General features: G+C 35.4%; 13 protein-coding genes and 1 pseudogene. 9 read left to right on the forward strand and 5 right to left on the reverse strand.

The genetic code is table 11. The features are described from left to right. The first annotated feature begins 47 nt into the window (after positions 1-47). On the forward strand, positions 48-1421 hold the full coding sequence (locus tag ACFIL7_RS07700; protein ID WP_375612076.1) for a glutamate--cysteine ligase: 1374 nt from the start codon (positions 48-50) through the stop codon (positions 1419-1421). Between the two features lie 1123 nt (positions 1422-2544). On the opposite strand, the pseudogene ACFIL7_RS07705 reads toward ACFIL7_RS07700, so the two are convergent. Further along, a pseudogene (locus ACFIL7_RS07705) lies at positions 2545-2775 on the reverse strand (type ISP restriction/modification enzyme); the annotation flags it as partial. Between the two features lie 1022 nt (positions 2776-3797). On the opposite strand from ACFIL7_RS07705, the gene ACFIL7_RS07710 reads away from it, so the two are divergent. After that, complete coding sequence (locus ACFIL7_RS07710; RefSeq protein ID WP_375612078.1) at positions 3798-5153, forward strand: L-cystine transporter; 1356 nt, start codon at positions 3798-3800, stop codon at positions 5151-5153. Between the two features lie 7 nt (positions 5154-5160). On the opposite strand, the gene ACFIL7_RS07715 is transcribed toward ACFIL7_RS07710, so the two are convergent. Continuing rightward, entirely contained in the window at positions 5161-6039 is an 879-nt protein-coding gene (locus ACFIL7_RS07715) for a methyltransferase (RefSeq protein ID WP_375634704.1), read from the reverse strand. Positions 6040-6234: 195 nt separating this feature from the next. Here ACFIL7_RS07715 and ACFIL7_RS07720 point away from each other — a divergent pair, with 195 nt between their 5' ends. Then, the gene (locus ACFIL7_RS07720) at positions 6235-7020 is read left to right on the forward strand and encodes a ComF family protein (RefSeq protein ID WP_375683491.1); all 786 of its coding nucleotides are present in this window, start codon (positions 6235-6237) and stop codon (positions 7018-7020) included. 47 nt (positions 7021-7067) lie between these two features. Next, positions 7068-7322, forward strand: coding sequence for a glutaredoxin 3 (grxC, locus tag ACFIL7_RS07725; protein ID WP_375618441.1), 255 nt, complete (start codon positions 7068-7070; stop codon positions 7320-7322). Positions 7323-7342: 20 nt separating this feature from the next. On the opposite strand, the gene ubiG is transcribed toward grxC, so the two are convergent. After that, positions 7343-8086 (reverse strand): bifunctional 2-polyprenyl-6-hydroxyphenol methylase/3-demethylubiquinol 3-O-methyltransferase UbiG, encoded by a 744-nt coding sequence (gene ubiG, locus ACFIL7_RS07730; RefSeq protein ID WP_375633543.1) that lies wholly within the window; start codon positions 8084-8086, stop codon positions 7343-7345. A gap of 189 nt (positions 8087-8275) precedes the next feature. Between ubiG and ACFIL7_RS07735 the strand changes: the two genes are divergently transcribed. Next, on the forward strand, positions 8276-9532 hold the full coding sequence (locus ACFIL7_RS07735; RefSeq protein ID WP_375633544.1) for an aspartate kinase: 1257 nt from the start codon (positions 8276-8278) through the stop codon (positions 9530-9532). 2620 nt (positions 9533-12152) lie between these two features. Here ACFIL7_RS07735 and nhaA read toward each other — a convergent pair. Together nhaA and ACFIL7_RS07745 are read right to left on the reverse strand one after the other, a co-directional pair. Continuing rightward, positions 12153-13511, reverse strand: a complete 1359-nt coding sequence (gene nhaA, locus ACFIL7_RS07740; protein WP_375636598.1) for a Na+/H+ antiporter NhaA — start codon at positions 13509-13511, stop codon at positions 12153-12155. 146 nt (positions 13512-13657) lie between these two features. Further along, positions 13658-15364 carry a hypothetical protein gene (locus ACFIL7_RS07745; protein WP_375634701.1) on the reverse strand — a complete coding sequence of 569 codons (1707 nt, stop codon included), beginning with the start codon at positions 15362-15364 and terminating at the stop codon, positions 13658-13660. A 354-nt stretch (positions 15365-15718) separates the two neighbouring features. Here ACFIL7_RS07745 and ACFIL7_RS07750 point away from each other — a divergent pair, with 354 nt between their 5' ends. The 4 genes from ACFIL7_RS07750 to ACFIL7_RS07765 all read left to right on the forward strand — a co-directional run bounded on the left by ACFIL7_RS07750 (position 15719) and on the right by ACFIL7_RS07765 (position 21691). Further along, the gene (locus tag ACFIL7_RS07750) at positions 15719-17491 is read left to right on the forward strand and encodes an SLC13 family permease (protein ID WP_375634700.1); all 1773 of its coding nucleotides are present in this window, start codon (positions 15719-15721) and stop codon (positions 17489-17491) included. Between the two features lie 581 nt (positions 17492-18072). Continuing rightward, positions 18073-18744: a tetratricopeptide repeat protein gene (locus tag ACFIL7_RS07755; RefSeq protein WP_375618447.1), complete on the forward strand. Its 672-nt coding sequence runs from the start codon at positions 18073-18075 to the stop codon at positions 18742-18744. Between the two features lie 4 nt (positions 18745-18748). Beyond that, complete coding sequence (der, locus tag ACFIL7_RS07760) at positions 18749-20173, forward strand: ribosome biogenesis GTPase Der (RefSeq protein ID WP_375634699.1); 1425 nt, start codon at positions 18749-18751, stop codon at positions 20171-20173. 1083 nt (positions 20174-21256) lie between these two features. Next, the gene (locus ACFIL7_RS07765; protein ID WP_375633550.1) at positions 21257-21691 is read left to right on the forward strand and encodes an AtpZ/AtpI family protein; all 435 of its coding nucleotides are present in this window, start codon (positions 21257-21259) and stop codon (positions 21689-21691) included.

Below are 21691 nucleotides of genomic sequence, written 5' to 3' on the forward strand. Positions count from 1 at the left end.
AACAATTTATTTAAGATGATGATACCAATTATAGGATACGGTAAGTTATGGCGCTTGATATAACTGATGAAAGTGAAATTTATAACTTAGATTCTTTGGTTAGCTATTTCCAAGGGGGGTATAAAGCAGAAGATGATTGGCGCATTGGTACAGAACATGAAAAATTTCCGTTTTATAGAGATGGTTTTCACCCTGTTCCTTATGAAGGAGAGAGGGGAATCCGAGCGCTTTTAGAGAGGATGCAAAGCGCCTTAGGATGGAAACCTATTTTAGATGAAGAGAATATTATTGGGCTCGTAGGATCAGTTGATCAGGGAGCCATTTCTTTGGAACCTGGGGGACAATTTGAATTATCTGGTGCACCATTAAAATCAGTAAGCCATACATATTACGAGTTGATGGAGCATTTAACTCTTCTCAAAAAAATTGCAGAACCATTAGGTATAGGTTTTTTAGGTCTTGGAGCTAGTCCAAAGTGGACTTTAGCTGAAACGCCGCGAATGCCTAAATCACGTTATCAGATTATGACTGATTATATGCCTAAAGTGGGGTATAATGGTCTTAATATGATGTATCGCACATCAACAGTTCAGGTTAATCTTGATTTTTCATCTGAAAGTGATATGCGGCGAAAAATGCAAGTATCCATGAAGTTACAGTCCATTGCAACGGCATTATTTGCAAGTTCGCCCTTTACAGAAGGGCGCCCAAATGGCTTTTTATCGTGGCGTTCTGAAATTTGGCGTAATACGGATAATCAGAGGACAGGCGTTCTGCCCTTTGTATTTTCTGAGCGTTTTGGTTTTGCTGATTATGTTGAATGGGCCCTTGATGTTCCAATGTATTTTGTTGTGCGTGATGGTCGTTATTATGATTGTACACACATAACGTTTCGTCAGTTTATGAATGGAGCATTAAAAGGACAAGTTGCAAATTCAATTCCAAACATGGGAGATTGGATTAATCACTTATCAACGTTATTTCCTGAAGTCCGCTTAAAAAGATTTTTAGAAATGAGGGGAGCTGATTGTGGTTCTTGGAAGCGCATTTGTGCGTTGTCGGCTTTTTGGGTTGGGCTTCTTTATGATAGGGAAGCACTTAATGAGGCAGAGGCTTTGACAAAAGATTGGTGTTTTGAAGAAGTTTTAGAGTTGCGCCAACGCGTTCCTAAAGAAGGGCTAAGAACTCCTTTTCGTCAAACTATTCTTTTAGAGTTAGCACGTCAAGCTCTCGCTATTGCTCGCAAAGGCTTAAAAAATCGCAAACAGTATGATACGAATGGTTTTGATGAAACAAATTTTCTTAATCCTCTAGAAGAGGTTGTTGCAATGGGACAAACAGATGCTGAAAAATTTTTGTCCCATTACTATTCTATTTGGAATGAGTCGGTAGAACCTTTATTTTTAGAATGTGCCTATTAAATTTGAAGCAAAGATACTTCCTACTTTTTTAAAAATGCATATCACCGTGGTGGTTCATTCACTCATTTGCTCTAGAGAGCATATCCTACCTTGCTTTTAACATTTCTCATAACGGAAAGGATACAATACAAAAATCTCTTGGGCAGTGTGATTTTTATACCCAATAATATCACGATATTTCCGTAATCGTAATGTTGTCCCTTTGTACAAAAGATAGTTCATAAGAGATAAAGCTTATTATCAAACATTTTTTATTCACTTGGCTCATCTACTTATGAATAGGTCTGAAAATAATATTTTTCACTTTTAAAAGGGATAAAAAAATATAATTTGCGGTTAATAGTCAATTATTATAATTCAATATACAATGCTTATATGAAAGAGTATTTTATTATACAAAAATTACGATATCAATCTTTCAGTGCGCTAAAAAGACAGTAGAAAAAATACCGATAGATCTATGTATGTATAACTCAATTTTATTTTTATAAAAAAAAGAAATATATTATGTAAATAGATAGAAATAAAGATTATTATATATAATGAATGTGTTAATTACATCATTAAATATTGATAAATAAAAAATATTATCTTCATAGAGTTATATGAAATTATAAGCTATTCATAGATAAGAAATAACTATTTGTATGCAAAGGGGTATTATATTAAAATACTATTATTCTTGATAAAGAGGCACGAGATAAAGAGATTGAGCTTGTAACGAATGAGTGTTTGAATACGCACAAAAATTCAAAAAAGCACAACATTTCTATAGCAGAATAATCTTTATCAGTATGAGCGCAACTTATTATAGGCAATTAATTATCCCCATACATTGTAAATCTACTGTAAGACTGCTTTTAATGCTTTAAACTGTACTATTCATAAAATTTATAATATTTGTAGGCTTAAAGCCTCTCATTGTAATCATATATCCTCAGTCTTTTCCATTGTTTTCATTATCTAGAAATTTGTAATCGTCTTTGTTATGCTCCACTAGGATAAGCAGCTTTAAAATGTGCTCGTCCTTCATCCGTAATGGCATCACGCCTCTGTAAACCAGATGTTTTTCTTTCCTTTATTGAATTTGCAAATAAATGGGATTGTTTTTCATCATGAACAGTTACAGAGATTCAACGTTTTTATAAAGATACAGTGGAAAGCATTGACCTGTATCTATTGCATCTAGATTAGGCAAATTCTTAGCTATCAATACAGAAAAAACGCTTCGTGCTCCTATGCCTGTAATTTGTATCATCCTATTTTCAACTTTTTGTCCTATCAGGACTATACGAGGCATTTGGTAAATTCCATCGTTGAGATTCCGATTATAATAAAACCACTGTTGCGTAAAAGGATGATATGAACTCTGAGTGAGGCATGCCTCTTCAAATTCAAAACCTTTCTTCTTATTAGTTCTTGCGTAACATTATAACTCCAACTTATCTTTTTTATATCTAAAGTGACAAAATTATCTACAGCACGTGCACGTGTTGTTCGATCAGCATATGAATAGGTATCGTTAAAACGTTTTACTGCGCTATTATAAAAAGCAATCATATTATTTATATTTGCTGCTCAAGCTCCGCTCTCCAATGTTGCGACAGCTCTTGCACTAAGATGTTTCATCAGAGGTATTTCTACTCCTTTCTTATACATTTTTACCCATACGGCCAGCCCTGCTTATGACGTGCAAGCAAATGATTTTGATTGATTCAAGATAAACAGGTTTGAAATGAGAGAATCTTACGTTATTCGGGATTCTCATTTAATATGCAAAACAGTAAATTATCATTATAAATCAACATCTTGTCTTTCAAAGCCTTTTTATGACTATAAAAAGAGTTTTGAAAAATAAAAAAGCTTTCATTGAGAGCAAAGAAAGAATGTATAAAAAGTATTTTCAATAAAATAATTATATTTGAAGTGCTGATCAAAGCTATTGAGAGTGCAGTCCATAAAATGAGCAGAAGTAGCTTGTTGGTGTATTTTCTAGAAAAATCATGAATGTTCGATTGTTAATTCATCCTTGCTTGGAAAGCTCGCTTCAGTTCAAATAGAAAAAGAGAGAGGTAAAGAGATTTATAGGATAAGATATGCTGGAATTATTCAGTATTAAGATGCAATGAATGTTGCTTATATTTTTCTTTTTTAACTATTTTATGAGAGTGAAAATTTAAATAATAAGAAAATAATTTTATTTATTTTCTTTAAACATTTATTAGTAGATAAAAAATTCTCTTTTAATCTATAAATTAAAAAAATAATGATTTTGTAAAAGCCTTGTAAGCTTTATAGGTTAATTTTAAATATCATGCATTGATTTTGAATTATGCAGATTATTTATGTCAACCATAATAATAGTGAGCATAGACAATGACATTTAATTTTTTCGTCAATTTATTTCTATTTGTTATTTTTTTATTGTTGGTTTCTCAAAGTAAGAAAATGCAATGGAGTCTTTCACTACGTGTTATGCTATGGCTTATCCTTGGCTTGATTTTTGGAAGTGTTTTGCAGTTTATTTATGGAGAGGGTGAAAGCACTTTATTGAAATCCGTTGAATGGTTTAACATTGTCGGTGAGGGCTATATTTTATTGTTGCAAATGATTGTTATGCCACTGGTTTTTATCTCTATCGTTTCAGCAGTTGCTCATTTACATTCTGTTTATGCTGTTGGAAAGATGAGTATAATAACAATTTCAATATTGCTTTTTACAACGGCTCTTTCAGCATTGGTTGGTGTGCTTGTGGTTAATTTTTTTGGATTAACAACCGATGGTTTGGTGCATGAAGGGCAAAATGTTTCTGCTCTTCTTGAAGGTCATATTTCTAAACTTGGAGATATGAATATACCAAAGATGATTTTGTCTATGATTCCTAAAAATCCATTTGCTGAGTTGAGTGGAGCTAAACGTACGTCAATTATTAGTGTTGTGATTTTTGCGTCATTTTTAGGTGCATCGGTTCTTCTTTTAAAGAAAGATGAGCCAGAAAAAGGAGAAAAAGCGCTTTTATTTATTCAAGTGGCACAAGCTTGGATTATGCGGTTAGTCCGTATTGTGATTGCTTTGACGCCTTATGGTATTTTTGCACTTATGACGAAAGTAGGAGCAATATCGCGTATTACAGATATTTTAAATTTACTGGTTTTTATCATTGCCTCTTATGTCGGTATTATTTTAATTTTTGGAATTCATGGTGTATTGCTTGGTATTTCTGGGATTAATCCCTTTCGTTTTTTCAAAAAGGTTTTACCGGTTTTAACATTTGCTTTTAGCAGTCGTTCAAGTGCTGCAAGTATTCCTTTGAATATTGAAGCGCAAACACAGTGGATAGGTGTACCACAATCCATTGCGAGTTTTGCAGCTTCTTTTGGGGCAACAATTGGACAAAATGGTTGTGCTGGTCTTTATCCAGCGATGCTTGCGACCATGATTGCACCCTCTATGGGGATTAATCCTCTTGATCCTACTTGGATTGCTACGCTTATTGGTGTTGTAACGTTGAGTTCTATTGGTGTTGCTGGTGTGGGGGGAGGTGCTATTTTCGCTGCATTGATTGTGTTACCAATTATGGGGCTTCCTGTTACTTTGGTTGCTGTACTTATCTCTATTGAACCGCTAATTGATATGGGACGTACTGCTCTAAACGTGAGCGATTCAATGATAGCTGGAACGGTCACCAGTCAAATATTACGGACAACAGATAAAAGTATTTTTAAAAAATAATTTTAGATTATATTTTTTGGGGCTGTAAAACATCTGTAAGAGATATTTGCGCTGAACCAGGCTGGAGCGGTTTTTGTTGATTGGGATGAGGAGCCCAACCAGAGAGCCAGATGAAAGAAAAATGTGCACGAATACGTCCATCAGGATCACTAAATCGTTGTGCATAGATTTCAGCTGCGCGGAGAAAAAAACGTTTGGATACAGGGCGTCGTGAACGATTTATGAGTGCATTTTGCATTCCCATAGCTTTAAGATCGTGCATAAGGTCGAACATTGTATTATAACGTATTGTGATATCTTCAACGTCTGCTACAGGAAGGGCAAAGCCAATACGCTGTAAAAGAGCGCCTGCATCACGAATGTCGGCAAAAGGGTAGACCCTAGGGCTTGCTCCATCATAAATTTCACTTTCAGCTTGCAGCAGGCTTTCGCGCAATTCTCTTAATGTGCCAGCTCCTGCCATAACAGCAAGAAATAAGCCATCTGGTTTAAGGGTATTTTTTATCTGGCTTAGAACACCAGGGGTATCATTGGTCAATTGTAATGAAAGAAGTGAAACAATAAGGTCACAGTAACTTTGAGGTAAATCAAGAAATTCTCGATGACGTAAATGAAATTTTTTATCATGGCTTTGATAAAGCGGATCGGTCTCAATGCGTTCTATAGAACAAACTTTTCCAGATTTCATTAAAGCTTGCGCAGAAAGGTCTGTATGGCTGTGTAAATCGAGAGCTAATGTAAAGAGGCGATCAACAGTGCTAAGGCGTTTATAGAGATCTTCTGCCATGTGAGAGAGTAAAAAGTCACATCCTTTTTTTGCTTTTTGAAAGGCTCGTTTTCGGAATTGTTCAATGCGGTTATGATCAAAAATTAAAGGATGCGACATATTGTAGAACACTTTCGATCTATGAAAGAATATATTTTGAAAAGGTTCATTATTTGTGCAAGCTCTGTCAAGTTTATAATATGAAAGAAATAAATTTATAGAAGGTAAGAGTTTTTAAAGGAATTAAAATTATAAATTGAGGAAATACAAAGGAACTTTTGTTCTAAGGGAAACTTGTAAAAGCCTAAATTTATAATGTTGTATTTTCGAGAAGCGGCGTTAAATAGCGGAGATATACTAAGTAAGTTCGTTGAACGCTTGAAAACGATGCTTTATCCACCAATTTGTCCTGGATGTAAGCAAAATGTTTCTACTTATGGTACGATTTGCTCCGAATGTTGGAAAGAACTTCAATTTATCACGAAACCTTATTGTCCTGTTATGGGGACTCCTTTTGTTTGTGATATGGGGGAAGGTTTTCTTAGTGGTGAAGCACTCCGTAATACTCATCCTTTTTCACGTGTTCGCTCAGTCATTGTTCATAAAGGGCTTGCACGAACTTTAGTAACGCGCTTAAAATATGGTGATCATATAGAATTGGCATCATTTATGGCCAATTGGATGATGTTTGCTGGACGCGAGGTTATTAATGATTGTGATGTTATTATTCCCATTCCATTGCATTTTCGTCGTTTTTGGGAGAGGCGTTATAATCAATCTGCTGAGCTTGCACGTTATATTGCAGCATCACAAAAAAAGCTTTTAAAACCGAGTTGGCTTGTTCGTTGTCGGCATACCCGTCCGCAGGTTAGTCTTTCTTCGAGAGAGAGAAAACTTAACGTAAAAAATGCTTTTAAGGTTTCGCATAAAGTTAAAAAATATCTCAAAGGATGTTCTGTTTTGCTGATTGATGATGTATTTACAACGGGTGCAACAGTTACAGCAGCAGCTGCTGCATTAAAAGATGCAGGTGCACGACAGGTTGATGTGCTAACATTTTCGCGTGTTCTCAAAGAAGATTCTATTTTTCCCTCTTCTTAAGAGGAATTTAAAATGAATATTATTAAAAAATATTGGAGGATAATACTATGAAAGAGATAATAATTTATACACGTCCTGGTTGTCCTTATTGTACAAAAGCACGTGATTTGCTTAATAAAAAAGGCGTAAAGTATACAGATATTGATGCTTCCACATCCCTTCGCCAAGAAATGGTACAGCGTGCAAATGGACGTAATACATTTCCACAAATTTTCATAGGTGATTATCACGTTGGCGGTTGTGATGATCTTTATGCTTTAGAGGCTGAGGGAAAGCTGAATTCTCTATTACAAGGCATATAATATTTGTAAATTACATATTCTTAAGACCGTTTTGCAAGAAGGAGATAGTTAACGCCCATGTCTTTTGAGCGATTCCAGCTGTCGTTTAATGGGTTATAAGTAATACCTATCTCATCAATGACAGTCAGAGCGTTTTTTGATAAGAAATTTTTAAGTTCTAGAGGTTTTAGGAATTTTTTATAATCATGGGTTCCTTTAGGAAGCCAACGTAGAATATATTCAGCGCCTACAATAGCAAGCCCCCATGCTTTCCATGTGCGGTTGAGTGTTGAGACAAACATCAACCCTTGTGGTTTCAACATTTTTGCTGTAGCTGCTATGAAGAGATTAACGTCAGCGACATGTTCAACAACTTCCATATTAAGGATGATATCAAATTTTTCTCCTTCATTGGCAAGTACTTCTGCTGTCGTCGTGCGGTAATCAATGGAAAGGTCATTTTGAGCTGCATGGGTTTTTGCGACTTCAATATTTGTTTGTGCAGCATCAACGCCTACAACCATAGCACCAAGACGTGCCATTGGTTCACATAACAAGCCTCCTCCACAGCCAATATCAAGAATTTTCAAATTGTCAAAGGGCGTAAGTGAAGAAGGGTCACGATTAAACTCTAAACAGATTTTTTCTCTGATGTAAGCAAGGCGTGTTGGGTTAAATTGGTGAAGAGGTCGAAATTTTCCTTGTGGATTCCACCATTCTGTAGCAATACGTGAAAAATGATCAATTTCACTTTGATCAATAGTTGTTTGTGTTTCATCGATCATGTTGCCTTCCTTTTATTTTTAATGATCAGGTCAAGTAGATTTTATACAAAGTCAAGAGAAATTAATATAATCATAATGAAACTTGCACAAATGATAGATATTCGCTATGTCGAGAAAATGGTTAATTGATACAGCATCTAATTCTCATTACTGTTTGAGATAAGAGATGTAAAGGTAAGAGTGTTATTAATGGCGCGCATTGTCATGAAATTTGGTGGAACATCTGTAGCAAACATTGAATGTATTCATAATGTTGCACGGCATGTCAAAAGAGAGGTTGATGCAGGCAATGAGGTAGCCGTTGTCGTATCTGCGATGGCTGGTAAAACAAATGAACTTGTTCAGTGGACAAGTGATGCTTCCTCTATGCATAGAGATGCTCGTGAATATGATGTTGTGGTTGCTTCTGGTGAACAGGTTACTTCAGGTTTGTTGGCTTTGACACTTCAAGAAATGGGGGTGAATGCACGTTCATGGCTTGGTTGGCAAATTCCTATTCATACAGACAATGCGCATGGCCGTGCACGTATTACTAATATTGATGGATCTTTTTTAATCGAGTGTTTTCAGGAAGGTCAGGTTGCCGTTATTGCTGGTTTTCAGGGGTTATCTCCGGATAACCGGATTTCTACCTTAGGGCGTGGGGGATCAGATACAAGTGCTGTTGCTATAGCCGCTGCTGTACAAGCTGATCGCTGTGATATTTATACAGATGTGGATGGTGTGTATACAACGGATCCACGTATAGAGCCGAAAGCGCGTCGTTTACCAAAAGTAGCTTTTGAAGAAATGCTAGAAATGGCTTCTCTTGGTGCAAAGGTTTTACAGGTTCGTTCTGTTGAATTGGCAATGGTTCATAAGGTTCGTACCTTTGTGCGTTCAAGTTTTGAGGATCCTGATGCGTTAGGCATGGAGGATCCAATGAGTTCTTCTGGAACACTTATTTGCGATGAGGATGAAATTGTGGAACAACAAAATGTTACTGGTATTGCTTTTGCTAAGGATGAAGCACAAATTTCCCTTCGGCGGCTTGCTGATCGTCCAGGGATCTCGGCAGCAATTTTTGGTCCCTTGGCTGAAGAACGCATTAATGTTGATATGATTGTGCAAAATATTTCTGAAGATGGCTCAAAAACTGATATGACTTTTACGGTACCATCATCAGATGTAGAAAAAGCCGTTACACTTCTTGAGAAGAATCGCAAAGAAATTGGATTTGATGTTCTCCAATTTGAAAGCGATCTCGCCAAGGTATCTGTGATTGGTATTGGAATGCGTAGTCATGCAGGTGTTGCCGCTACAGCATTTAAGGCTTTGGCTGAAAAGGGTATTAATATTCAAGCAATTACGACCTCAGAAATTAAAATTTCTATTTTGATTGATAGTGCTTACACTGAACTTGCGGTTAGAACATTACATGCTGTTTATGCACTTGATAAGGGATAAGTATTTTTTAGTTTCAACAGAGTTTCAATAACGTAAAGCTTTAATATATAATTAATAATTTTTGTTAAGGATAATTTATATTTTAAACTTAAATGGAATATTTAATACAGCAGAACTCTCTTATTTTAAACTTGTTCATGATGAATTTAAAATGGTCACTTATATATTACAAGAGAAAGATGTTTAGGTAAAAAACTCTGTTTAAGAAGGGATATAAAATATGCCGTCTATAAACGTTTTAGAACCTATAGAGTGGGATGGAGAAGACTTATACGATAAGCCTTAATAGAACTAAGGAACAATGCACTGCGTTTATTCAAAGAATGCATGTTACATGAGGGACAGCCTCGTGAATACAGATTTAATATTATAAATCTTAGAGAAATGGGCGCTCATTGGATTAGTGACGGAATTACCAAAAATAGAATTGATGATGTATTTTCTAGAGATGTTTAGTTTGTCATCAAATGATTGTTTATGACTTTATGCATATCTTGAAAATTTAATTTTTTCCATATTATGAGGCAATAAAAAAATATATCTTTATAGACAATATTTATGTTGCACTATAAGTTATAAAATTACCATATCTTATGCGTTTATAGCTTATTCAGAAGTACTTTTCATAAAATCATGTAAATATAGATCAAAATTAATGATAATGTTACAGTGTGTTGCTTTTATGATTTTATTAATTAAATTTTTTTTCATGTCTATTTCTCTTTTTTGAATTATGATTAAGATTTTCAAAGTTTTGATACCTCCATATGTTCTTTAGGTTAACTTTCTTCCCTTAACTACTCTATTATAAGTATTTTCTGTGTCATACTGCCAATCACACATGAAATACATTCTTTCGTTTTTGCAGTATATTGTGCTAGTTTCTTATCATATTTACATATTTTGCAAATGGTGGTCTTTGTAAGCAAAACTCTTCTTGTGAGAAATATAGCCATATTATTTTACTCTTCTTGTATTTTATGTGGCGTTGTATAATTTGAAAGTCTCGAAAATATTGCTTTTTAAATTATCTATGAAGAGTATTTTATGGTATCAAGAAATATAGAGCGAGCTCTTTAAACAAAAAGAAAATAAATATCAAATAAGAGCGGAAAAAGGGGAGAACAACGATATATATGCTCTATTTTTCCACCAATCATATGTTTTAGAATAGTCTAAATGACTAGGATTTTCTTTTTTCCCGCGAGTTAATTACGTAAACTAGAGTGCTCCCTATGGAAGCATGCTTCAAGTTTAATTCTTTCATGGAGTGAGACAAGCGATGTGTCGATGATAAAAAACGGGAATATTTTTCCACTCCATTGTCAATCTAGTAGTAATGTTATGACGTTGTTATTCCAAAAAAATCTTTTGTTTTTTGTTACCTGTATCAATATCTAATATCAGCGTAGATGCATGTTTGACGATATATATTGAGACGGGTAAGGGGACTACGAGCAACTCCTGTTTTTGTATGCCAGATAGGAACAAGGATGTTGCGTATACCTGTTGGGGTAATTTCTGAAATGGAGATAAAACCTAATTGGGGGAGAATATGAAGCCATAAAAGTGAAAACCAACTTCCATTTTACAACTTCCTTTTAATTCTGCTTTACAACTTTCAAAGGGGTTGACAGCAATATCTTTTAAATAATGGATATTACACATTGGTTCACGTTTTTGTTTATTGCGTTATTAAATCATATATGCCTTTCACGTAAAAAAAACGCTATTATAGTGCCAATTTACGCGCTTGTTTTAAAGAAATATTTCTCCCCAAGCCCATTACGGCGTTTGTGGATGGTGTAACGTAAAATTTATTGGGGCCCCATCTCCTTCTTAGATCAAAGGTGTCAGTTGGTCGTCATCATTTAATTTTTAGTTTTCGTGTTGAACAGCTCTTGTATGGATATGATGAAGCATTCTTATTTCTTTCCTCAATAATCCATATTTCTCTTCGGCTTGTGACGTGTAAGCGAATAGTCTTGATTGATTCATCATGTACAGATTTGAAATGAAAAAATCATACGATATTTGAATTTCATTCAAGATTTATAATGATAAATTAAATATTTTTACCCAAAAATAATGTGCTTTTTAAGAAGATAAAATTAAAGTTGTTTAGAATACCGGCAATAAAATCAGTAACGAGGAGGGTGGTTTATTGGAAAAAAATAAACCATGGAATTACTTAACTGATTATTGAACTTTGCTTATTCTTATCTGTTTCGTATAATTAAACATAAGATATTGATTCATAATAATTAATTTTTTCTTTATAGTGAATAATAGTCTCGACGAAAGGCAGCTTTTATGAAACCACGAAGCCTTTTATATTGAAACAATTAAAATTATTTCTGTGCACAACATGAGTGGAGCTGGTGCATGAGTAAAAGAATATTGAAGAAAGGAATAAAATATCTCTTATAAGACTTCTTAAGAGTCAAAGGTGTTTCAACATTAGAAGCTCGTAAATAGTATGATGATGTTAGTTTTCTCCTTTATAAGTGTAAAGATGAGGCGAGACAACAGCTTTTACATTAAATATCGTCCGAACCCAACAAATGAGCGAAATCGCTTTTTAAAAGTTCTGCATAAAAATGTATTTTCAGTTAGTTTGTTAGGAACTATGAGAAATTCCTTTATTGCGCTTAATATAAATAAATCCATATCCCAGACCAATAAGAGCAGATAAACCAGAGCCACAGAGGACCCCAATTTTTGCCGCATCAAGCAGAATAATATCTTTAAAAGCGAGCATTGAAACAAAAATAGACATTGTAAAGCCAATTCCTGCTAAAAAACCAATGAGTAAAACGCCTGTCCAGGTCATATGAGGGGGGAGGCGGCATATCCCTGATTTTACAGCTATATAACTGGCAGTGATAATACCAAGAGGCTTACCGATGAAAAGACCAATGACAACACCCAGAACAATCAAGAATGATTTGTCAGAAGAAAGATCAAAGTTTGCAAAACTTACTCCTGCATTTGCGAAGGCAAAAACTGGCATGATACCGTATGCAACCCATGGATGCAATGCTTTTTGAACACGTGTTACTGGGGCGATCATGGCCCGTTGTCCTTTGCGCATCTTTTTCAATGCTGTTGAAATATGATGCAGATCTGTTTTTGTATTTTTTTCTTGAAGAATTTGCATAGCGTTACTGAGCATGGTGAGTGGCGCTACAAGAGTACGGGTAGGAAGAACGGGAGTCATCATCCCTAAGATTACGCCAGCAAGCGATGGGTGAACGCCTGTTACCATTAAACCCCACCAAATGATTGCACCAGGTAAAATGTAAAGCCATGCTGATGCAAGCCCGATCCACTGAAAAAATAGTACCAAAGCAATACCCGCTCCTGCAATCATTAAACCACTAGGATCAATGTTTGTTGAGTAGAAAAAAGCAATAATAAGAACAGCGATAATATCGTCAATAATTGCTAATGATAGAAGAATAATATGAAGATTAGAAGGAATTTTTTTTCCTAGAAGAGCAAGAATACCTAGAGCAAAGGCAATATCTGTTGCTGTTGGCACAGCCCAACCGCGGATATGTCCTTCGTTAAAATTGAAGATAAAGTAAATAATTGCAGGAACACAAACGCCCCCTATTGCAGCAACAATTGGTAAGATTGCTTGTTTAAAATCGGCAAGAGCACCTTCATGAATTTCGCGTCGAATTTCCATTCCAGCGACGAGAAAGAAAATAGTCATAAGGGCATCATTAACCCAGAAATGTAAATCCCATGAAAGAGTGAAATGACCCAAATTAAAGCCAAGAGGTGTATGCCAAAAAGATTCATAGAAAGCAGCATATTTAGAATTGGCAAAAATAAGTGCAGCAGCAGCAGCTAATAAAAGAACAACACCACTAAGAGCTTCAATATGGAGAAAACGCTCGATAGCAGAAAGCGCTTGATTAGTGACACGAGAAACGCGATTAGGCAGGCGATTTGAAGATAAATCAGACATGAACAACTCCAAGCATCGTCAATTTTAGATTCTATACTCTCTGTATAAATGACTTTGTATGATACCTTCTGTATCATACAAAAGAAAAAAGAGGAATAAAGTTCTTAATTTATAGACAAGATCATCATGTTTAAAGCACAAAATGTTTAACGCGACGCTTCATTTTTAATAGTGAGATGTACTTTGCTTAAAGCCTTAGATAGATCATTTTGTAGAGCAGATTCGAGATCAACTATTGCGAGACCTTTATTATCGTTTGCTTTAATTTTAACGATCAATGTTTGTGGATTTTTAGCAAATTCTCCTAAGGATTTTGAAATTTTTTCTGCTTCGTCATGATTTTTTAGCAGAATTTTTGGGGTCTGCGTCATCATTAGATAGAAATCGTCATAAAGTTCCTTTTTTAGATCATGTTGGCTGTCATTAAGATTTTGCGCAAGATAAGAAAAAAGCTTATCAATGAAACCTGCATCCGTATATTGTATATCAATTTCATTGATGCCAAGGTCTTGAGACGCAGCAATCATTATATTTTTCTGACCAGAAAAAAGCTTTTCATCAACATCAATAACCTTAGCCGATATGTTCCCAGATCCAACGTTTTTCATATTGAAAGACATTGTATCAAGAAAGAGTATACGTTTTTTTTCATCGTAAGAAATATCAATTTTTCCTGAAACATTAAAGCGCTCAAAGTTCAGATTTTTGAAGAAATCTAAGTCTTTTTCATTCATTTTTTTAGGTAAAACGGAAAGGTTATTGAGAGAAAGAAAAAGCTTTTTAGGGATAGGTTGTTTCCACAAACTTGGTTTGAATTGGAATGATTCGAGCGTTGCTTTCAACTGCGGTATATCAACGGTGATATTATCAACTTTGGCATCCGCTGAGGTAATGGCGAGCAGTATGTTTAGAAGAAGACCATTTTGTGCTACTTTTTCGGCGATTTTATTATTCTCTTTTCTTGCATTAAGATAAGCTTTGATTAATTTTTCAGGAGGTTGCTCAAGCGGTTTCATCTTTAAACCAGATGTTTTAAACTGCCCAAGGAAGAAAGAGCTGTTTTTTTCTGCTTCTTCAAAAATATCGACACTTATATTATTCAAAGAAATGGGGCCAGTAACGGTTTTACCTTGATTGAGAGCATTGTTTTTTCCAAAAATGATAGAGTAGGCATAGTTGATGTCGATATCATGGGCTTTTATTGTATCACTTTTAGCCATAAGTTGCATCTGTTTGGCACCATTTGCTACGACCGTTTTAAGATCCATATTTTTGATACTAACTGAATGGATATGGTTATTTCTAAAATCAGAAAGCTGGAAATTCTTGACTTCAACCGTTTCTATTCGGTTATTTTTATTTTCTATAGAAAGTTGTATATTGGGAGCAATAATTGAGGAAAGCTCAATACGCATCATTGATTGTAAAAGCCGTGATGTTATCGTTCTATCTTTTTCTTTTAAGGATACACTCCGAAGAGAAATTTGGGGAATTTGCACATGAATATTATTATGCTTTAAATCAACATTATAAAATGTAAAAGTTCCGGGAATAAAGGAAAGGGGAGGACGGGCAGAAATGGCACCAATTCTAAGTGATGTACCAGCTGGAACAGGTAATGTCACATTCTTCAAATTGATTTTACCTAGAATGCTTACTTCAGATGTTCGGGCTTTTATACCACGACGGGCTATTTCTTGTTTTACAAAACTGTCAAGATAGGGTTTTGCGATATAAAATCCACCAACAATTATAATTGCCAAGATAGCAACAAATCCAATAATACAAGTGAGCCAATATCTGAGGTTACTTTGATACCCACTATTAAGATTGACCATTCTTTCTTCTTTCATTTTTATCACTCTTTGAATTGAGAGTGAAGATAAATTCTTTTAAGCAACGACAAAGGTTTAAATATAGCGTGTACCAGTTTCAACAATTATCTACTCTCTATATTAGAGTTATTCTCATCTTTTTTGCAATATAGCTTTATCAACTTTTATCAATTTTCTTTGAGTTTAGCTCTTTATAGAAAAGAACGCATAATAAGGAGAGGTAAGTTTATGCGCATCATAATTTTTTATCACTTTAAAATTATCCTAAAATATTCCGATGTCTGCTTTTATCTTGCTGCTGTTTATAGGAATATTTAAAACATAAAAAATATGTTCTTGTTCATTATAATTTAATGGGGAGAGGTAAGTGTTATGACAGAAAATCAAATAATGGCTTTTTCGATCATTGGTCTCATGATGGTTGTTTTTATTTGGGATCGATTTCGTTATGATCTTGTTGCTATTTGTACATTATTAATAGCTTGTGCCCTTGGTCTTGTCAGTCCGAAGGAAGCTTTTAGCGGTTTTAGTAATGATATCGTTATTATCGTGGGGAGTGTGTTTGTTGTCAGTACGGCTGTATCGCGCTCTGGTATAATGGAGTTTATTATTCAACGGATATGGCCAGACGTGAAATCTGTGCGTCTTCAATTAGCCTTTTTAGTTCTTTCTGTTGTCGTATTATCAATGTTTGTTAAAAATATTGGTGCTTTGGCTATTATGCTTCCGATAGCTTTTCAGTTTGCACGTCGTTCTCAGGTTTCTCCTTCTGTCTTTTTGATGCCCATGGCCTTTGGTTCTTTGTTGGGGGGGCTTATGACACAGATAGGAACATCTCCCAATGTTGTTATTTCAGCGATGCAAGAACGTTTAGCCGGAACACCTTTTACTATGTTTGATTTTACACCAGTTGGTGCGGTTATTGCGACGGCTGGTGTTTTATATTTGGTTCTTTTTTATTGGCTTTTGCCTGTGCGTGTACGTTCAGGTGTATCGTTTGATGATGCCATTGATATTCGTAATTATGTTGCAGAAGTGCATATTCCAATAAATTCACCGATTGTGGGAAAAAATATTGTTGATTTGGTTAAGCCATCAAGTGGTGATGTTATGGTGATTCAAATCATCAGAAACAAAGTATCTATTTCACCGTTACCAGATTTTGTTTTGTCTGAAAATGATATTATTTTGCTGGAAGGGTCGCATACAGGGTTAGATAGCGTGATGAACTCTGCTCGTTTAGAGTTTTCTAAGGGGCGAACTATTGCTGCAGGTGATAAGGACAGTGACATCGATATTATTGAAGCAGTCATCACCCATAATTCACCCCTTATTGGTATTAGTGCGAAAGAGTTTTCCCTATTTGATCACTATAATGTAAATCTGCTTGCGTTAAGTCGTCAACATGAAAGGGTGCGGGGAAGACTTGATGATATTATTTTCCATCTTGGCGATGTGATTGTTTTGCAAGGACAGGATGCAGTTATTCCAAATTTGTTAAGAGAATTGAAATGCCTGCCCCTAGCAAAACGAAATATTGTGTTTGGAAATTTACGACATGGTTTCATCTCTTTAGCTGTTTTATTTATAGCAATTATTTTTACAGCTTTTCATATTGTTCCCGTTGCGTTTTCTTTTTTTTCTGCTGCTGCTGCAATGGTTATCTTTCGCGTTTTGCCCGCGCGTGATCTGTATCAGGCATTAGATGGCCAAATATTAGTACTATTAGCGGCTCTTATTCCAGTGAGTGAAGCGTTAGAGAAAACAGGATGTACGGATCTCATTGGTCAATGGCTGAGCCAATTGGCAATATTTTTCCCACCATCTGGTGCCTTAGCACTTATGTTGGTGACAGCTATGTTGGTCACGCCATTTTTGAATAATGCAGCAACAGTGATGATGGTAGCACCAATTGCGTCAAGTTTTGCTCATTCCCTTCATTATAAGCCTGAAGCTTTTTTGATGGCTGTTGCAATTGGTGCGGGTTGTGAGTTTCTTACACCTATTGGACATCAAAGTAATATGCTCGTGATGGCGCCAGGAGGATATCGTTTTAGTGATTATCCACGTTTGGGTGCTCCATTGGCGGTGTTGATCGTTATTATTGCTGTTCCAATGCTTATGTGGGTTTGGCCCTTACAATAGGATATTTTAAAAAACTTTAAGGATCAATTATAAAAAGTTGTTAATCGCATGAAGATAAGCTGAAGGGATACACTTTGTATATAGAACTTTAACTGAAGATTTGGAATTATACCACACTTTAATCATGGCGCTTCGGTATTTTTGATACAGATAAGATTTATCTATTTGGTTTTAGTAGGTATTCGTGGAAATTTACTGTTTATTCAAGTTTTTTCAAGAATTGGTTTTTCTATTATAATTGTATAATCCAATACAACCAACGATTGCGGTTGAAGACTTCAAAAGATTATCCCTCTATATAATGGGGAGAAAGTTCGCTTGAGATGATAGGCAATCATGATAAATATTAAGGCAGTGAATTTTTCATAAGACTCAATATATGTAAAAGCTGTAATGTGAACAAACAGGGTGCTTACATCATTTTCGATTAAGACTGTTGCAAAAATCTGATTGAATTGGCTACATGTTGATTTAAAATAAATAAACGAGCAATTTAAAGATTTTTAGTTAATTAGGGCTACCATCTTTATCCATTTATGCGTAAAAGCATAGGTGAAGTAACTTTTTTCAAGGTATGATATATGTCGTATGATAGTTTTATTGCTGAAGTGAATGCAGAATTTCGTCAGGAAAAGGCGCTTGCTTTTTGGAGACGGTATGGTTTTTCAATTATTGGAGCAGCTATTCTTTTTATATTCATGATAGTTGCTTATCAAGTTTATCATCATACACAAATAAAGAAAGCTGGTTATATTGGTGATGCATTTGTAAAGAGTCTTGATCTTGCGGATACACGTGATTTTGATAAAGCGATAAAGCAATTAGAAACTGTTAAAACCTCTCATTTTGGGGGGTATCCTTTTCTTGCTCGTTTACGTGAGGCTTCTTTACTCATGGAGAAAGGTGATATTATTAAGTCAGTGGAGATCTTTGATTCTGTTGCAGCGGATGAGAAAGCACCGCAGATTTTGCAGAAAGTTGCAAAAATTCGGGCGGCTTATATTCTGGTTGATACAGGGACATTAACTGATGTTGAAAAGCGCATCAAAGATATGGCAAGTGATACCGATCCTATGCGTATGTCTGCAAGAGAAGCTTTAGGCTTAGCTGCTTATAAGGCGGATAAAATGGATGAGGCGGTTTATTATTTTAAGAAAATTTCTGAAGAAGGTTCTTTGGGTTTAAAAATAACAGATCGGGCTCGAATGATGCTTGAGCTTATACAAGCAGAGGGCAAGGCAAATAAGGAATAAATCGATGAGCCTTACCATTGCTATCGTTGGTCGTCCCAATGTTGGGAAGTCAACACTATTTAATCGTTTGGTTGGGCAAAAATTGGCTTTGGTTGATGATAAGCCTGGTGTAACACGTGATCGGCGTATTCATGCGGCAAAACTTCAAGATCTATGTTTTGATGTGATTGATACCGCTGGGCTGGAAGAAGCAGGTGATCATACACTTGAGGGGCGTATGCGTTCTCATACAAAAGTTGCAATTGATGAAGCGGATCTTATTTTATTTGTATTTGATGCAAAGAGCGGAATAACACCAAGTGATTTAAATTTTTCTTCATTGGTTCGCAAATCAGGAAAGCCAATTGTGCTTGTTGCCAATAAGTCTGAGTCAAGAGCGGCAACAGGAGGAGAGTATGAGGCGTGGTCATTAGGTTTGGGGGAGCCGTGCCCAATATCGGCTGAACATGGTTTGGGACTTAGTGATCTGCGTGATGCAATTATAGATGCTGTTGGGTCAGAGCATGCTTTTGGCAACAACAAAGAAGAAGATAGAATGATACAACCTGCATCTGTTGGTGATGATGTAAAGGATTTGGAAGAAGAGGAGCTTATTTACGATGAAAGTAAGCCCATTAGGATTGCAATTGCGGGGCGTCCCAATACAGGAAAATCCACTCTTATCAATAGTATGTTGAAACAAGAGCGATTGTTAACAGGACCAGAAGCAGGACTCACGCGTGATTCTATTTCTGTAGATTGGGAATGGCGTGGTCGTCATATTAAACTTTTTGATACTGCAGGTTTACGTCGAAAATCGAGAATTCAAGAAAAATTAGAAAAACTATCTGTTGCAGATACTTTACGTGCTATTCGTTTTGCAGAAGTGGTGGTCATTGTTTTTGATGCAACGATACCTTTTGAAAAGCAGGATTTACAAATTGCTGATCTTGTGATTCGTGAAGGGCGTGTTCCAGTTATTGCTTTCAATAAGTGGGACCTTATTGAAAACAGTCAGACCACATTGATTGATTTGCATGAAAAAGGTGCGCGATTTCTTCCTCAAGTTCGTGGTTTGAGAGCTGTTCCTTTATCAGGACAATATGGTCAAGGGATTGATAAACTGATGGAAAATGTCATGATGATGCACCGTGTATGGAATCGTCGCATTTCGACGGCTAAATTGAACCAATGGCTTGGAACTGTTGTGGCACATCATCCACCTCCTGCGGTTTCTGGACGTCGACTTAAGGTTAAATACATCACACAGGTTAAGACACGTCCTCCTGGATTTATGATTTCCTGCTCGCGCCCCAAAAGTATGCCCAAGTCGTATTTGCGTTATCTTGTCAATGGGTTACGTGAAACATTTGATATGTCTGGTATACCCGTTCGCATATCATTACGAGCTTCTGATAATCCTTTTGCGACACGTTCCAAGAAGAAATGATAACTCTTTAATTTTTTAAGTGAATGAAATCTATACTTAAGAATCTTAAAAATAAGTTTTTTAATGATCTTTCTTTTCATAAAAGAAAAAGTTTTATTTGCTAAAGTTTTAATTTTATTGATAATCATTTATCATGAGCGCTATTGAATAGAGCTCTCTCATCTTGATAAAGATCATTTATTTGCATGTCATGAGAAGAGTTTAATAGGGAGTATTTAAGAAAGAGTACATAATCCTCTTAATGGGTTATTTAAGTGCAAGAATAGATGCAATATGAGGGTAGGGGAATATAATTATGATGCTTGTTTGAAAAGCAGCATTAGATTATCGTTTCATAAAAATAAAGCTTATGAATAAGCGCTTTTGCTTGTTTGTCTGAATAAAAAGCAAAAATATTTGCTGAATCCACAGATATTCAATTGTAAGGAGCGAAGTTTATAAAAGTAGATTAAAATTGTATAAAGTGGTATGGTAATCATATTTAAATTTTATTGTGTTCTATTGGCTTAATCTATTTGAAATTTTTGATTTATTAATATCTTGTATTTAAAGGAGCTTCTCTTAATACCCTCAAGCTCATTTCGTGATGAGGCTTGTAATGGTGTATATAAAATACTTTGCGAATAGGATCATACAGAAACCATTGATTATTATCATTTTCATAAAATGAAAAGTGCAAGTTTATTCGAATAAAAGGAGAAAACCAACGTTCTCATACTGTTTTTAGTTTTCTATGTTCTCTTTCAAAACTAGGACTGATATAACATTGGGAGCCGGAAAATAAGATGGTATTAGTTTACACCTTTCGTTAAGCGTAAAATGGTTGTTCTATAAGTTTTATATTATTCACGGGAACTTTTCATTATACATTCACGGGTGCTGTCGTGAAATCGGTTTAGGTGCTTAGAATATCTTTTTAAGAAAGCATGTAAATTGAAAAATACGTTATTTCTGCAATGAAATTTATACGATAACTTGTGATAGATTTCTTTTAGTATCTTGACGAATAAATTCGGGAACAATATGATACACACGGTTTTATGAAATGTATTCTTACGTTGCTTTTTAATTAAGGAGCCAATGATGGCGATGGGCGAGAAACCCGTTATGAGCCGTAAGGAGGCTGAAGAGAAAAAGCAAGGAGAGTGTCTTCATTCAGAGGATTTGGAATGTCGTAGTAGGAACTTAAGCGTAGCTTTAGTGCGCAAGCAAGCATTAAAGAAGTGGGAGTATAAGAGTAAGCGGGAAAAATCACAAGGAAGGATGGCAGGTGCAATTAAGCTTTCCAATGAGTTTCTGGCAAGTATTATAGTTGGTATTGTTTTGGGGTTGGGGTTTGATAAGTTAGCAAGTTCATGGCCTTGGGGATTGGTATTTTTTCTCTTCTTTGGATTTGCTGCGGGTGTATTGAGTATTCTTCGGTCTGTGGGGTATGTTTCCTCCAGTCAATTAGGAAAAAAAGGCGTATTGCGCCAAGATAAACAAGATAAAGGGGCCAATGAGAGGTCCGATAAATGA

This window comes from Bartonella sp. AP3QHHD (assembly GCF_042195765.1).
Lineage (GTDB): Bacteria > Pseudomonadota > Alphaproteobacteria > Rhizobiales > Rhizobiaceae > Bartonella.